The sequence below is a fragment of the Bradyrhizobium sp. CER78 genome, assembly GCF_029846235.1.
Lineage (GTDB): Bacteria > Pseudomonadota > Alphaproteobacteria > Rhizobiales > Xanthobacteraceae > Bradyrhizobium.
Genome location: NZ_JARVWP010000001.1, coordinates 683,687 through 697,006 on the forward strand (window position 1 = coordinate 683,687; position 13,320 = coordinate 697,006).

The window sequence follows — 13,320 nt, forward strand, 5'->3', positions numbered from 1 at the left end:
GGGGTTGGGCATGGGGCGCATCTTCGTCGCCGGCAGCATCAATATGGACGTGGTGGCGACTGCCGAGCGCCACCCGAAGGTTGGCGAGACCGTGGCCGGCGAGGCCGTGCTGTATTTTCCCGGCGGCAAGGGCGCCAACCAGGCGGTGGCATCGGCCAAGCAGGGCGTACCGACCACGCTGGTCGGCCGGCTCGGCACTGACGCGTTCGGCAAGGAGCTGAGAGCCTTTCTCGCCGCGCAGGGCGTCGATCTCAGCTTCGTCAAAGACACCGACGGCGTGCATTCGGGCACCGCGATCATCACGCTTGCCAATGCCGACAACACGATTGTGGTCGTACCGGGCGCCAACGGGCTGGTCGATGCCGATGATGTCGCAGCACCCGTGCTCGCGAAAGGCGACGTCGCGGTCAGCCAGTTCGAGATCCCGCTGCCGACGATCGCCGCATTCTTCCGCCGCGCCCGCGCCGCCGGCGTCACCACGATCCTCAACCCGGCACCGGCGAAACCGGCCGACAAGGCGCTCCTCGACCTCGTCGATATCCTGATCCTCAACGAGACCGAGCTCAGCCTCCTTACGGGAACCGAGCTGCGCGACAGCGATGACCCGTCGCGCTTCGCCGAGGCGGCGCGCACCTTGGGGCGAGGCAAGATCGTCTGCGTCACGCTCGGCAAGCGCGGCGTGCTGGCACTGGTCGAGGACCAGCCGCTGCTGGTGCCCGGGCGCGAGGTCAAGGCCGTCGACACCACAGGCGCCGGCGACTGCTTCGTCGGCGCCCTCGCCTCACAGCTTGCCATCGGCAAGCCGCTCGGCGACGCGCTGGCCTACGCCAACACCGCGGCCTCGATTTGCGCACAACGGATGGGCGCTGCGCCGTCGATGCCGACGACGCAGGAGGTGGCCGCGATTCTTTCCACGAGTCGTCCCGGCGAAAGCCGGGACCCATAACCACTGGCCGCAATTGTCTTGAATTGACATCAACCCGCACCGCCTCAAATCGAGAGGCCGCGGCGTATGGGTCCCGGCCTTTGCCGGGACGACGAGTGGTTAGGCCAGCGCACTCTTCAAATCAAAACTCGCATCCGCCGCCTGCTCCGGCGTGATCGAACCACCGGCGCCGAGCAGCCGGCGGCCGAACATGTGATCGCCGGCGCGATTGACCGACTCGATGCCGAGTAGTCTGTCGCCGCGATAGCAGAACGCCGAGAATGCGCCCTGCGCGCGGTCGCCGCGCACCACGACGCGATCGTAGCCGGTGGTGAGGCCTGCCATCTGCAGCTTGTCGGGGCCCTGGTCGCTCCAGAACCACGGCAGGCCGTCATAGACCTCGGTCTTGCCGGTCAGCCGTGACGCGACGCAGCGCGCATGGTCCGTCGCATTCTGCACCGACTCCAGCCGCAGCGATCCGCCGAAGCGCTTGCTGGTGTAGAGCGCGCAATCACCGATCGCGGAGACATTCGGATCGGCGGTCAGAAGATGCTCGTCGACGATGATGCCGGATGCGACCGGCAGCCCGGCTTCCGCGGCGAGCTCGACATTCGGCAGCACGCCGACGCCGACCACGACGAGATCGGCCGGGATATGCGTGCCGTTGCTCAGGCTGACGCCGGTGACCTTCGCACCATCGGCTTCGATCGCCGTGACCTGCACGCCGAGGTGAATCCGGATGCCGGCGGCTGCGTGGCGCGACTGCGAGAACTCGGAAATCTCCGCGGTCACCGCGCGCGCCATCACGCGGGAGGCGAGTTCGACCACGTCGACCTCAAGGCCCTTGGCCCGCGCCGTCGCCGCGAATTCAAGCCCGATGAAGCCCGCGCCGATCACGACGACGCGCATGCCGGGTGCGATCAAGTCGCGCAGCGCCTGGCTCTCATCGAGGATGCGCAAATAGCGGACCCCGTCGAGCTTGGCGTTGGGAATATCGAGCAGCCGGTTCCGTGCGCCGGTCGCGAGCACCAGATGGCCGTAGTCGAGCGAGGTGCCGGAGGCGAGCGCCACTTTCCGCACATTGCGGTCGACCGCATGGGCGCGATCGGTGATCAGGTCGATCTTGTTGTCGTGGTAGAACTTGTCGGGCCGGAACATCAGGGTCTCGGGCCCGCCGGTCCCCTTCAGATAGGCCTTCGACAATGGCGGCCGCTGATAAGGCAGATGGCCTTCGTCATTGAGCAGGATGATGCGGTCGGCGAAGCCCGCCTGGCGCAGCGACGCCGCGAGCTGGAAGCCGGCATGTCCGGCACCGACGATGATGACCGAGCCTGTCATCGGAACAACCCAAATACGCGCGCGCAGGAGCGACCCATGCCGTTTCCTCTTGTCGATGTTAGCTTGCTTGCCCCGTCCCCACAGCGCTCGTGTCTGCGTACCGAAGGCTGACGGCCATTTGGCCTCATGGCTCGCGCCGATGCAAGGGGGTCTCTGGCAAATCTGGGCGCTCGAACACCGCCTCTGGGCGCCGGGCCGCATTGCCACGGCTCCCGCCAAGGCTTTAAATGTCCGGAACCAACAAGCCCAAGGTCCCTAGAGATGCCCGATCCCACCTCCCCCAACGATCCCGCTTTGCTCCGCATCGACGGCGCTATCGCGACCATCACGCTGAACCGGCCGGCCGCGTTCAATGCGATCGACCTGACGATCGCCAGGAAGCTCGAGCAGCTCAGCGCCGAGGTCGAAGCCAACAAGAACGTCCGCGTGCTGGTCATCGAGGGCGAAGGCCGCGCCTTCTGCGCCGGCGGCGATCTGCAGACCATCGGCGCCGCCGCCGAAGCCAACAATGTCACCCCGGTGGTCAGCGAGATGCTGCACCACTACCACGCCTTCATCGAGACCGTACGGCGGATGCCGAAGATGGTGCTGTCCAGCGTGCACGGTTCGGCGGCCGGCGCAGGCATGGGCCTCGCCTTCGTGACCGACCTGTGCATCGCCGCGGAGGATGCCCGCTTCACGCCCGCCTATGCCAAGATCGGCGTGTCGCCGGATGGCGGCAGCACGGTCGGCATCGTCGGCACGGTCGGGACACGTCGCGCGCTGCAGATTTTCCTTGCCGAGGACGGCTTCACCGCGCAGCAGGCCTATGAATGGGGACTGGTGGTCAAGACCGTCCCCGCGACCGAGCTGAAGGCGGCCACCCGGCAGCTCGCCGAACGCCTGGCAAAGAATCCGCCAGCCGCGATCGCGGCGACCAAATCACTGGTCTACCAGGCGGCCACCACGCCGACCAAGCAGCAGCTCGATGCCGAGGAGCACAAGATCATCACGTCGATGCACACCGACGATTTCCGTGTCGCGGTGAAGAAATTCACCAGCAAATCGAAGTAGCGGTCTGGCTAATTCGGACAGATGTATCCCGTGCCGCCGGGTGCCTTGAAGCAGCCGACCGATTCCGGGATCACCTGCTTCGGCAGCCACAGCACGACCTTCGGAAAGTAGATCGTGAAGCAGATCGTGACCAGGAACACGACATAGATCGGCAGCGCCGCCCGCAGCGCTTTTGCAAAGCTGATGCCGACGAATTTCGACGCCATCAACAGCACGAGGCCGTAGGGCGGCGTGATCAGGCCGAAGGCGAGTGTCGCGATCAGCACCACGCCCATATGGACACCGTTAATGTCGCCGGCCTGGGTCAGCGCGTTGACCAGCGGCATGAAGATGATGATGGTCGGCACCGGCTCGATGAAATCGCCGACCACGGTGAACAGCAGCACCATCAAGAGCATGATGAGATGCGGATCATTGCCGGCGATCGAGGTGATCCAGTCCGCGATGTAGAGGGCGCCGCGCAGATAGGCCAGCATCCAGCCAAATGCGTTCGCCGCTCCGATCGTGATCAGCGGCAGCGAAAAGATCAGGCCGGCGAGGCAGAAGTCGTACGGGATCTTCTTCAGGTGCCCGCGGTTCAGCGCCGGGATCACCACGATGATGATGTAGGCGACCGCAACCACGCCAGCCTCGGTCGGCGTGAACCAGCCGGTCAGGATGCCGCCGAGCAGGATCACCGGGATCATCAGCGGCAGCGCGGCGTCACCGGCGGCGAACACGACCTGGCGCAGCGGCGCGCGCGGCTTGCGCAGGCCTGACGGGCCGAAGAAATAGCAATAGATCATCAGCCCGAAGCCGATCATCAGGCCGGGGACCACGCCGGCCATGAACAGGCCGGCGATCGAGACATTGCCGACCGCGCCATAGACCACCGCCGTGATGCTCGGCGGCACCAGCGCCGCGATGGTCGAGGCCGAGGCGATGATCGCGGCGATGAACGCCGGCTCATAGCCTTCCCGCCGCATCGGCCCGCCAAGCGCCCGGCTCATGACCGCGACGTCGGCGGTGGTCGAACCCGACATTTCCGAGAAGAACATGCTGAACACGACGACGACCTGCGACAGTCCGCCCCTGATGTGGCCGACCAGCGAGACCGACAGATTGGCGATTCGGACCACGACATTCGCCGAGCTCATCAGCTCGCCGACCAGCAGGAAGAACGGGATCGCAAGCAGCGCCTCGGAATCGACGCCGTCGAAGATCTTCTGGATGATCGCCGCCAGCGAAACATCCGACAGCACCGCGCCGACGAACACGCCGGCCATCAGCGAGAACGGCACGGGCACGCCGAGATAGCCGAAGAACAGGAAGCAGAACGACATCAGCACAAGCACGACCGGTGCGCTCACGGCTGCACCCCCGCGGTCGCGCTGGTGCTGACGGCTGGTATCGCAAGATCGTCGTCCGGCGGCTCCGGATGGTCAAAGCCGTTGTGGATGCCGTTGACGAGCTGCTCTGTCGTGAACAGGCCGATCAGGATTCCCGACAGCGGGATCACCGCATAGAGCGATGCGATCGGTGTGCCGGACGGCAGGCGGAAACTGCCGAAGCCGCGCAGGTAATTCTGATAGCCATACCAGACCAGGCAGAAGGCGACGCCCAGCACGACCAACCGAATGACGATCTCGACGAATGTCCGCGACCTGCCATGCATCGCCTCCGAGAGTGCGGTGAGATAGAGGTGATCGTTGCGCCTGGTCGCGACCGCGGCACCGATGAAGATCGCGTAGATGAACAGCGTCGAGGTCACCTCCTGCAGCCACAGCCAGGGGTGACCGATGGTTCGGGTGACGATGTCGGCAGTGACCGAGAGCGAGAAGCCGAAGCACAGCAGGCCGCACAGCATCATCAGGATCAGCTCGAGCCGGTCGAGCGCCCGCCATTTCAGATGCCGCTGCCGTTGCAGCACCAGTCTGTCGGCGATGGCCATGGCGCGCTCCCCGTCGACCCGGGCTTCAGTTGATCGCGCGGATCAGGTTCTTGATCTTCTCCGCATGCGGGCCGAGCTCCTTGGCGAGCTTGTCGAGATAGGGATCGGCGACCGCCGTAAAGCTCTTCTTGTCCACGTTCTCGATCACCTTGACGCCGAACGATTTCAGCTTGGTCAGCGCGTTGCGCTCCAGCTCGAACGCCTTCTGCGGCTCCTTGGCGCTGACCTCGTTGGCGGCGGCCTGCACCCACTGCTTCTGCTCGGCGGAGAGGCTCTGCCAGAGCTTGTCGGAGACGAACAGCAGCGCATTGTTGGCCTCGTGCTCTGTGATCGAGAGCACCGGCGCGACCTCGTAGTGCTTGTTGACGAGATAGACGTTGATGCTGTTCTCGGCGGCGTCGACCACGCCGGTCTGCAGCGAGGTGTAGACACTGCCGAACGGCATGTGCACCGTCTGCGCGCCGTAGGCCGGGAACATGGTGTCCTCGGTCGCGGTCGCCTGCACCCGCACCTTGACGCCCTTGAGGTCGCCGACGTTATGAATTTCCCTCTTGCTGTAGATGTGGCGCACGCCCTGCGAGCCGGTGCCGATCACATGCAGGCCCTGGGCGGTGTCGTCGATCATCGTCTTGATGGCGTCGAACACCTGCGGATCCGCCAGCGCCTTGATCACATGGGCGTCGTTACGGAACAGGAAGTGCAGCGACATCACGCCGGCCTGCGGCGAGATCGTTGCGGTGTTGGCGGAGGAGATGATTGCGAACTCGATATCGCCCGACTTCACGAGCTGCAGCAGTTGCGGCTCCTGGCCGAGCTGCGCGCCGGGATATTGGTCGACGATCATCGTCCCCTTACTCAATTCCTTGAGCTTGTCGGCGAACAGATCGCCGGCAACCGAATAGCCGGTGTTGCGCGGCTGGTCGTAGGCGAAGCGGAAGTGCTTGACCTCCTGCGCGCCGGCGCCAGCGGACAGCAGCAGCGCTGCCGCGGCCATGGCGATCCCGACGATCCTGGCTGAAGTGCCCATCGCGACGTTCCCCCTGTTTTTGATTGACGCGATCATCCCACCAGTCCCGCGGGATTGTCAATAAAACAGAGGTAATCAGGTCGTCGTAGGCGCGAACGAGCGCTACATCGCAGAAATTATCGACAATTCGGCTAGTGCGCCGAACTTTGCGCGCTACTTCCCCTTGGCGCGCATGAAGTCGAAATCGCAGCCCTCGTCGGCCTGCAGGATGGTCTCGTTGAAGAGATGCGCGTAGCCGCGCCTGGCCCAATCAGGCGTGCCGGCCGGAACGAGCGCGGCGCGCCGCTTCTGCAATTCGGCCTCGTCGACCAGCAGATCGATGCTGCGCCTGGCGACATCGAGCCGGATCATGTCGCCGTTCCGCACCAGGCCGAGCGGACCGCCGACGGCGGACTCCGGCGTGATGTGCAGCACGATGGTGCCGAACGCGGTGCCGCTCATCCGCGCATCGGAGATGCGGACCATGTCCTTCACGCCGGCGCGCGCGAGCTTCTTCGGGATCGGCAGGTAGCCCGCCTCGGGCATGCCCGGCGCGCCCTTCGGGCCGGCGTTGCGCAGCACCAGCACGTCGTCGGCGGTCACATCGAGCGTGGGATCATCGACCCGCAGCGTCATGTCCTCGACCGACTCGAACACCACGGCGCGGCCGGTGTGCTGCAAGAGCTTCGGGCTCGCCGCCGACTGCTTGATCACGGCGCCGCGCGGCGCGAGATTGCCGTGCAGGATCGCCATCGCGCCTTCGGACTTGATCGGGTTCGCCTTGGAGCGGATCGCATCCTGTCCCGGCACATCCTCGGCGTTGGCGACGACATCACGCAAGGTCTGGCCGGTGATGGTCTTGGCGTCGAGGTCGATGAGGTCGCCGAGCTGCGCCATCAGCTTCGGCACGCCGCCGGCATGATGGAAATGCTCCATGTAGTGCTCGCCCGACGGCTTGAGATCGACCAGCACGGGCACCTCACGGCCCAATTTGTCGAACGCCTCGAGGTCGATCTTGTGCGGCGAGCGGTTAGCGATCGCAGTGAGGTGAATGAGCCCGTTGGTCGAGCCGCCGATCGCCTGCATGACAACCTGGGCGTTGCGGAACGAGGACGGCGTCAGTATCTCGCTCGGCTTCGGTCCCTTGGTCTTCGCCATCTCGGCGGCGACTCGGCCGCTGGCCTCGGCGGAGCGGAAGCGCTCGGCATGCGGTGCCGGAATCGTCGCGCTCATCGGCAGCGACAGGCCGAGCGCCTCGGTGATGCAGGCCATGGTGGAGGCCGTGCCCATCACCATGCAAGTGCCCACGGAAGGCGCAAGGCGCCCGTTCACCGCCTCGATCTCGTTGTCGTCGATCTCGCCGGCGCGATATTTGCCCCACAGCCGGCGGCAGTCGGTGCAGGCGCCGAGCACCTCGCCCTTGTGATGGCCGACCACCATCGGGCCGACCGGAATCACCACCGTCGGCAGATCGGCGCTGATCGCGGCCATGATCTGCGCCGGCAGGGTCTTGTCGCAGCCGCCGATCACGATCACCGCATCCATCGGCTGGGCGCGGATCATCTCCTCGGTATCCATCGCCATCAGGTTGCGCAGATACATCGAGGTCGGATGCGCAAAGCTCTCGGCGATCGAGATGGTCGGGAACACGAACGGCATCGCGCCCGACAGCATCACGCCGCGCTTCACCGCCTCGATGATCTGCGGAACGTTGCCGTGGCACGGGTTGTAGTCGCTGTAGGTGTTGGTGATGCCGACGATCGGGCGATTGAGCGCGTCGTCGGAATAGCCCATCGCCTTGATGAAGGCCTTGCGCAGGAACAGCGAGAAGCCGGCGTCACCATAGCTGGTCAGTCCCTTGCGAAGTCCGTCGGCCATTTTCTTCTCGTCCCGTTGGTTGTTCGGCCGCACTTAAGGAGCGGCCGGAATTATTGTCAATATGAGATAATCCGGAGGTAGAGCGTGGCTGACCTGCGGCAAAATCACCCCTATTATTGACAATAACCATGGCGCCGTGCTGACCTCCGGCATCGACCCGAAGCCGAGAGCGCATGAAAGCCGAGCCCACCTTGCCCGAACTCCAGGCCCCCTCGCGCGAGGAGGAGCAGGCGGAGGTGATCCGCCGGCTGGAGGAGGACATCATCTTCGGGCGCTTGGCGCCCGGCCTGCGGCTGGTCGAGGATACCCTGATGCAGCGCTACGGCGCGAGCCGGCATTTCGTCCGCCAGGCACTGTTCCAGCTCGAGCGTCAGGGCATCGTGCTGCGTGAGAAGAATGTCGGCGCCACTGTGCGGTTCTATTCGGCCGAGGAAGTCCGGCAGATTTACGAGGTGCGCGAGATGCTGACGCGGCAGGCCGCGCTGATGATCGCGCTGCCCGCGCCGGACAGCCTGATCGACGAGTTGAACGAGCTGCAACGGCATTACTGCATCAAGGCCGACGCGCAGGACATGCGCGGCATTCACGAGACCAACGATGCGTTCCACCTCGCGCTGTTTTCCGCCTGCGGCAACCCCTATCTGGTCCGCTCGCTGCAGGACTACATGAACCTGACGCTGCCGATGCGCGCCAAGAATCTCGCCGACAGCGAGGGCCTTGCATTGTCGCGCCGTCAGCATGAGTTGATGATCGAGCTCCTGAAAGGCCGCGACAGCTGGGCGCTGGCACAGCTCTGCGTCGACCACATGCAGTACAGCAAGGCGGATTATCTCGTTCGCATCTCCAACGACAAAAAGCCGCAATAGCACGATACGCGGCCTCCTCGTGAAGGAGACGACGATGCGTTATGTGGCTTTGTTGATCGGATCATGCGCCGTGCAGCTTGCACTTGGCAGCCTTGCTCAGGCGGCGGATCCGCGCGCGACCGAGCTCGCCTATGAGCCCTGGAGCAAGACTTGCCTCACCGAGGCGAGCTGCTTCGTCGCCGCTGCCGCGCGCGGCCAGTGCGCGCCATCCGGCGGCACCATCAGCATCTCGCCGCAGAGCTCTACGCGCGCGCTGCTCACCGCCAATGTCGGAACGCGGACCATGCTGGAAGGCACGATCAGCCTGCGGATCGACCAGGACGAACCGATGCAGATCGCCCGGACGCACTGCTACACGCTCGGCTGCGGCGGCACGCTGGAGGCCAATGCCGAGCTGATCCAACGGCTGAAGCACGCGCAGACGATGGTGGTGGAAGCCAAGAACCTGACCGGGCAGAAGATCAGCCTCACCTTCCCGCTTGCGCATTTCTCCCAGACCTATGACGGGCCCGGAAGCGTGCCCAAGGCATCCGGGAAAAGCGCGAACGAGCCGCAGCGCGAGCACACCGAGGCCGTGAAGCAGCTGCCGCAGTGCGACGACTGATCACTTCTTCCAGTCGATCACCCTCGTCCGGTCGCCGTCGAACTCCATGCTGCAGAACGTGCCGCCTTGGTAGTAGTCGCCGACGGGATCCGCCGGCAGCTTGGCCTGCTCGGCCATCGCGTGCTCGCGGAAGTCTTCGCCGCGGCCGGTCGGGCGATAGCCGAGATCGTAGGCGCGGTGATTGTCCCACCACGAACGCTCATTGTAGGACGCGCCGTACAGCACCTCGAAATGAATGTCGGGATGTTCGAGCCCGATCCGGCAGAGCTGCACCAGGTCTTCCGGCTTGAGCCAGATCGAGAGCCTGCGGTGATCGAGCGGCGCCTCGCCGAAATTGCCGATCCGGATGCAGGTCACCTTGATGCCGTGCTTGTCGGCATAGAGCGCACCGATGCCTTCGCCGAACACCTTGCTCACCCCATAACGACTGTCCGGCCGCGCGGTGACGTCGGTGCCGATGCGGTGATGACGTGGATAGAAGCCGACGGCGTGGTTGGATGAGGCGAAGATCACGCGCTTGACACCCTGCTTGCGCGCAGCCTCGAACAAATTGTAGCCGCCGATGATGTTGGCCTGCAGGATCGCGTCCCAGGAACCTTCGACCGAATAGCCGCCGAAATGCAGGATGCCGTCGACGCCCTCGCAGATCGCCTCGACTTGCGCGAGGTCGGCGAGATCGGCCGCCTTGAATTTCTCGTCGCTGCGAAGATCGGAGGGCTGCTTGATATCGCTCAGCAAGAGATCCGGATAGATCGGCGGCAGCAGCTTGCGCAGGCTCGTGCCGATTCCCCCCGATGCGCCGGTCATCAATATGCGTGGCATGCCGTCCCTCGTCTTTCCTGTTTGCTCAGCGCAATCCCTGGATCGAATTGCGGTCGCAGGCCGACAATGATAGCAAACCAGGCGCTCAAGGAAACACCATCGAAACACAACAACGAGAACAGCAAATGTCCGATGTTCATTCCGCCGGCTGGCGTCCCGCGACCTGTTATCCCGATCCCGCGATCCACGCGCTCGACCCGCGCTTCGAGAAATACTGGCTAAAGCTCTCCGCGGTTGAGCGCATCGCCACCGGCCTGCGCTGGGCCGAAGGTCCGGTGTGGTTCGGCGACGGCCGCTATCTGTTGTGCAGCGACATCCCGAACCAGCGCATCCTCAAATGGGAGGAAGAGACCGGCGCGGTCAGCATCTTCCGCAAGCCGTCGAACTTCGCCAACGGCAACACCCGTGACCGCCAGGGCCGGCTGATCACCTGCGAGCACGGCGGCCGCCGCGTGGTGCGCACCGAATATGACGGATCGATCACGGTGCTGATCGACTCGTTCGGCGGCAAGCGACTGAACTCGCCGAACGATGTGGTGGTGAAGTCCGACGGTTCGATCTGGTTCACCGATCCGATCTTCGGCCTGCTCGGCAATTACGAGGGCTACAAGGCCGATCCGGAGATCGAGCCCAATGTCTACCGGCTCGATCCCGAAACCGGCAAGGCGACCATCGTCGCCGAGGGCGTGCTCGGCCCGAACGGGCTGTGCTTCTCGCCGGACGAGAAGATCCTCTACGTCGTGGAATCCCGCGGCGAGCCGAACCGCAAGATCCTGGCCTATGACGTGTCCGCCGACGGCAGGACGATCTCCAACAAGCGCGTGTTCATCGATGCCGGTCGCGGCACGCCGGACGGCATGCGCTGCGACATCGACGGCAATCTGTGGTGCGGCTGGGGCATGGGCGATCCCGAGCTCGACGGCGTCGTCGTGTTCGCGCCCGACGGCGTCATGATCGGCCGCATCGCGCTGCCGGAGCGCTGCGCCAACCTCTGCTTCGGCGGCGTGAAGCGCAACCGCCTGTTCATGGCGGCGAGCCAGTCGATCTATGCGCTCTACGTCAACACCCAGGGTGCGCCCGGCGGTTGACCCGACGGTCATTGCGAGGAGCGAAGCGACGAAGCAATCCATCCCTCCCCACGTGAGGAGAGATGGATTGCTTCGCTTCGCTCGCAATGACGAACCTAACCTCCAAACGACCCAAGATCTTTCAAACTTGCATCCCAAAACGTCTGACGCCGGAGCGGTGATCCGCTCCGGCGCCAGAATGTCGTCTCTGCAAGCTTCGGCTTACGCGGCGTTGTAGCCGGCGACCGCCTTGGCCTCTAGATATTCTTCCAGACCGTAGCGGCCCCACTCGCGGCCGTTGCCGGACTGCTTGTAACCACCGAACGGGGCGGTGCGCTCGTTCGGCACGCCCTGCAGGTTGACGTTGCCGGCGCGGATCTGGCGGCCGACGCGGCGCGCGGTCTCCACGGTGTCGGCCGAGACGTAACCGGCAAGACCGTACGGCGTGTCGTTCGCGATCTTCACGGCTTCCGCTTCGTCCTTGGCGCCGATGATCGTCAGCACCGGTCCGAAGATTTCCTCGCGGGCGATCGTCATGTCGTTGGTGACGTCGGCGAAGATGGTCGGACGGACATAGAAGCCCTTGTTGACGCCCTCGGGCAGGCCCGGGCCACCGGCGACGAGCGTTGCGCCCTCGTCGATGCCCTTCTGGATCAACGCCTGGATCTTGTCCCACTGGCCGCGGTTGACCACGGGGCCGATCGTGGTGCCGTCGGCACGCGGATCGCCGGCCTTGGTCTTGTCGGCGACGCCCTTCGCGATCGCAGCCACTTCCTTCATCTTGGAGAGCGGCACGATCATGCGCGACGGCGCGTTGCAGGACTGGCCAGAGTTGTTGAACATGTGCATCACGCCGCCGGTCACCGCCTTGGTCAGGTCGGCGCCTTCGAGGATCACGTTCGGCGACTTGCCACCGAGCTCCTGGCTGACACGCTTGACGGTCGGCGCCGCGCGCTTGGCGACGTCGACGCCGGCGCGGGTCGAGCCGGTGAACGAGATCATGTCGATGTCCGGATGCTCGCTCATCGCGGCACCCACCTCGGGGCCGAGGCCATTGAGCAGATTGAACACGCCCTTCGGCACGCCGGCTTCATGGAGGATTTCCGCGAAGATCAGCGCCGAGGTCGGGGTGAACTCCGACGGCTTCAGGATCATGGTGCAGCCGGCGGCGAGCGCGGGCGCGACCTTGCAGGCGATCTGGTTGAGCGGCCAGTTCCAGGGCGTGATCATGCCGACGACGCCGACCGGCTCGCGCACGATCACGGCGGTGCCCATGGTCTCCTCGAACTCGTACTTCTTGAGCACTTCGAGGGTGTTCATGAGATGGCCGAGGCCGGCGCCGGCCTGCAGCTTCTCGGCCATCGGCAGCGGCGCGCCCATCTCGTCGGAGACGGCGGCACCGATCTCCTTCATGCGGCCCTTGTAGACCTCGACGATCTTGGTGAGCAGCGCGATGCGCTCCTCGCGGCTGGTCTTGGAATAGGTCTCGAACGCGCGCTTGGCGGCGGCGACTGCCTTGTCGACATCGGCTTTCGAGCCGAGCGCAATCTCGTACATCGCTTCTTCGGTCGCCGGATTGACGACGGGGGTGGACTTGCCTTTGACGACGGGATCGACCCAGGCGCCATCGATGTAGAATTGCATACGATTGACCATCGGAAACCTCTTGTAGGGGGCGTATGGATAAGGGGAACGGAAAGCGTTCGGCAGGCATCCTTGCACGAAAGCAGGGCGAATTGAACCCGCCATATGCGGGGCGCGGCTCGTGCACGCCCAACGCATATAAGATGCGAGGCGAGCGGGTGGCAAGGCATGCCACCCTCCCCTGGAG

12 protein-coding genes are annotated in these 13,320 nt (G+C 64.8%); 5 read left to right on the forward strand and 7 right to left on the reverse strand.

Annotated elements, in window-relative coordinates; all coding sequences use genetic code 11:
- Positions 1–10: 10 nt before the first annotated feature.
- The gene (rbsK, locus tag QDT69_RS02970; RefSeq protein WP_279705153.1) at positions 11–946 is read left to right on the forward strand and encodes a ribokinase; all 936 of its coding nucleotides are present in this window, start codon (positions 11–13) and stop codon (positions 944–946) included.
- Positions 947–1,045: 99 nt separating this feature from the next.
- Here rbsK and QDT69_RS02975 read toward each other — a convergent pair whose 3' ends face one another.
- Positions 1,046–2,263 (reverse strand): FAD-dependent oxidoreductase, encoded by a 1,218-nt coding sequence (locus QDT69_RS02975; RefSeq protein ID WP_279705154.1) that lies wholly within the window; start codon positions 2,261–2,263, stop codon positions 1,046–1,048.
- A 261-nt stretch (positions 2,264–2,524) separates the two neighbouring features.
- Here QDT69_RS02975 and QDT69_RS02980 point away from each other — a divergent pair, with 261 nt between their 5' ends.
- Positions 2,525–3,316, forward strand: a complete 792-nt coding sequence (locus QDT69_RS02980; RefSeq protein ID WP_279705155.1) for an enoyl-CoA hydratase/isomerase family protein — start codon at positions 2,525–2,527, stop codon at positions 3,314–3,316.
- Between the two features lie 8 nt (positions 3,317–3,324).
- Here the strand turns inward: QDT69_RS02980 and QDT69_RS02985 are convergent, their stop codons facing one another.
- From QDT69_RS02985 to QDT69_RS03000, 4 genes are all read right to left on the reverse strand, one after another.
- Positions 3,325–4,665: a TRAP transporter large permease gene (locus tag QDT69_RS02985; RefSeq protein WP_279705156.1), complete on the reverse strand. Its 1,341-nt coding sequence runs from the start codon at positions 4,663–4,665 to the stop codon at positions 3,325–3,327.
- A complete protein-coding gene (locus QDT69_RS02990; protein ID WP_279705157.1) occupies positions 4,662–5,246 on the reverse strand; it encodes a TRAP transporter small permease in 585 nt (194 codons plus the stop codon). Before QDT69_RS02990 ends, QDT69_RS02985 begins: the two co-directional genes overlap by 4 nt.
- A gap of 25 nt (positions 5,247–5,271) precedes the next feature.
- Positions 5,272–6,240, reverse strand: a complete 969-nt coding sequence (locus tag QDT69_RS02995; RefSeq protein ID WP_279705185.1) for a TRAP transporter substrate-binding protein — start codon at positions 6,238–6,240, stop codon at positions 5,272–5,274.
- 186 nt (positions 6,241–6,426) lie between these two features.
- Positions 6,427–8,130 (reverse strand): dihydroxy-acid dehydratase, encoded by a 1,704-nt coding sequence (locus QDT69_RS03000; protein ID WP_279705158.1) that lies wholly within the window; start codon positions 8,128–8,130, stop codon positions 6,427–6,429.
- Between the two features lie 173 nt (positions 8,131–8,303).
- Between QDT69_RS03000 and QDT69_RS03005 the strand changes: the two genes are divergently transcribed.
- Positions 8,304–8,996: a GntR family transcriptional regulator gene (locus tag QDT69_RS03005; protein ID WP_279705159.1), complete on the forward strand. Its 693-nt coding sequence runs from the start codon at positions 8,304–8,306 to the stop codon at positions 8,994–8,996.
- A gap of 34 nt (positions 8,997–9,030) precedes the next feature.
- On the forward strand, positions 9,031–9,600 hold the full coding sequence (locus QDT69_RS03010) for an invasion associated locus B family protein (protein WP_279705160.1): 570 nt from the start codon (positions 9,031–9,033) through the stop codon (positions 9,598–9,600).
- Here the strand turns inward: QDT69_RS03010 and QDT69_RS03015 are convergent, their stop codons facing one another.
- A complete protein-coding gene (locus tag QDT69_RS03015) occupies positions 9,601–10,422 on the reverse strand; it encodes an NAD(P)-dependent oxidoreductase (RefSeq protein WP_279705161.1) in 822 nt (273 codons plus the stop codon).
- A gap of 125 nt (positions 10,423–10,547) precedes the next feature.
- Here QDT69_RS03015 and QDT69_RS03020 point away from each other — a divergent pair, with 125 nt between their 5' ends.
- Complete coding sequence (locus QDT69_RS03020) at positions 10,548–11,510, forward strand: SMP-30/gluconolactonase/LRE family protein (protein ID WP_279705162.1); 963 nt, start codon at positions 10,548–10,550, stop codon at positions 11,508–11,510.
- Positions 11,511–11,711: 201 nt separating this feature from the next.
- Here the strand turns inward: QDT69_RS03020 and QDT69_RS03025 are convergent, their stop codons facing one another.
- Positions 11,712–13,145, reverse strand: coding sequence for an aldehyde dehydrogenase family protein (locus tag QDT69_RS03025; protein ID WP_279705163.1), 1,434 nt, complete (start codon positions 13,143–13,145; stop codon positions 11,712–11,714).
- Between the last annotated feature and the right edge of the window lie 175 nt (positions 13,146–13,320).

Bases quoted from the DNA above. Each gene is read 5' to 3' on its own strand.
- QDT69_RS03020 (WP_279705162.1), top strand. From the start codon at position 10,548: ATGTCCGATGTTCATTCCGCCGGCTGGCGTCCCGCGACCTGTTATCCC.
- QDT69_RS03000 (WP_279705158.1), bottom strand. From the start codon at position 8,130: ATGGCCGACGGACTTCGCAAGGGACTGACCAGCTATGGTGACGCCGGC.
- QDT69_RS03005 (WP_279705159.1), top strand. From the start codon at position 8,304: ATGAAAGCCGAGCCCACCTTGCCCGAACTCCAGGCCCCCTCGCGCGAG.
- QDT69_RS03025 (WP_279705163.1), bottom strand. From the start codon at position 13,145: ATGGTCAATCGTATGCAATTCTACATCGATGGCGCCTGGGTCGATCCC.
- QDT69_RS02995 (WP_279705185.1), bottom strand. From the start codon at position 6,240: ATGGCCGCGGCAGCGCTGCTGCTGTCCGCTGGCGCCGGCGCGCAGGAG.
- QDT69_RS02990 (WP_279705157.1), bottom strand. From the start codon at position 5,246: ATGGCCATCGCCGACAGACTGGTGCTGCAACGGCAGCGGCATCTGAAA.
- rbsK (WP_279705153.1), top strand. From the start codon at position 11: ATGGGGCGCATCTTCGTCGCCGGCAGCATCAATATGGACGTGGTGGCG.
- QDT69_RS02980 (WP_279705155.1), top strand. From the start codon at position 2,525: ATGCCCGATCCCACCTCCCCCAACGATCCCGCTTTGCTCCGCATCGAC.
- QDT69_RS03010 (WP_279705160.1), top strand. From the start codon at position 9,031: ATGCGTTATGTGGCTTTGTTGATCGGATCATGCGCCGTGCAGCTTGCA.
- QDT69_RS02975 (WP_279705154.1), bottom strand. From the start codon at position 2,263: ATGACAGGCTCGGTCATCATCGTCGGTGCCGGACATGCCGGCTTCCAG.
- QDT69_RS03015 (WP_279705161.1), bottom strand. From the start codon at position 10,422: ATGCCACGCATATTGATGACCGGCGCATCGGGGGGAATCGGCACGAGC.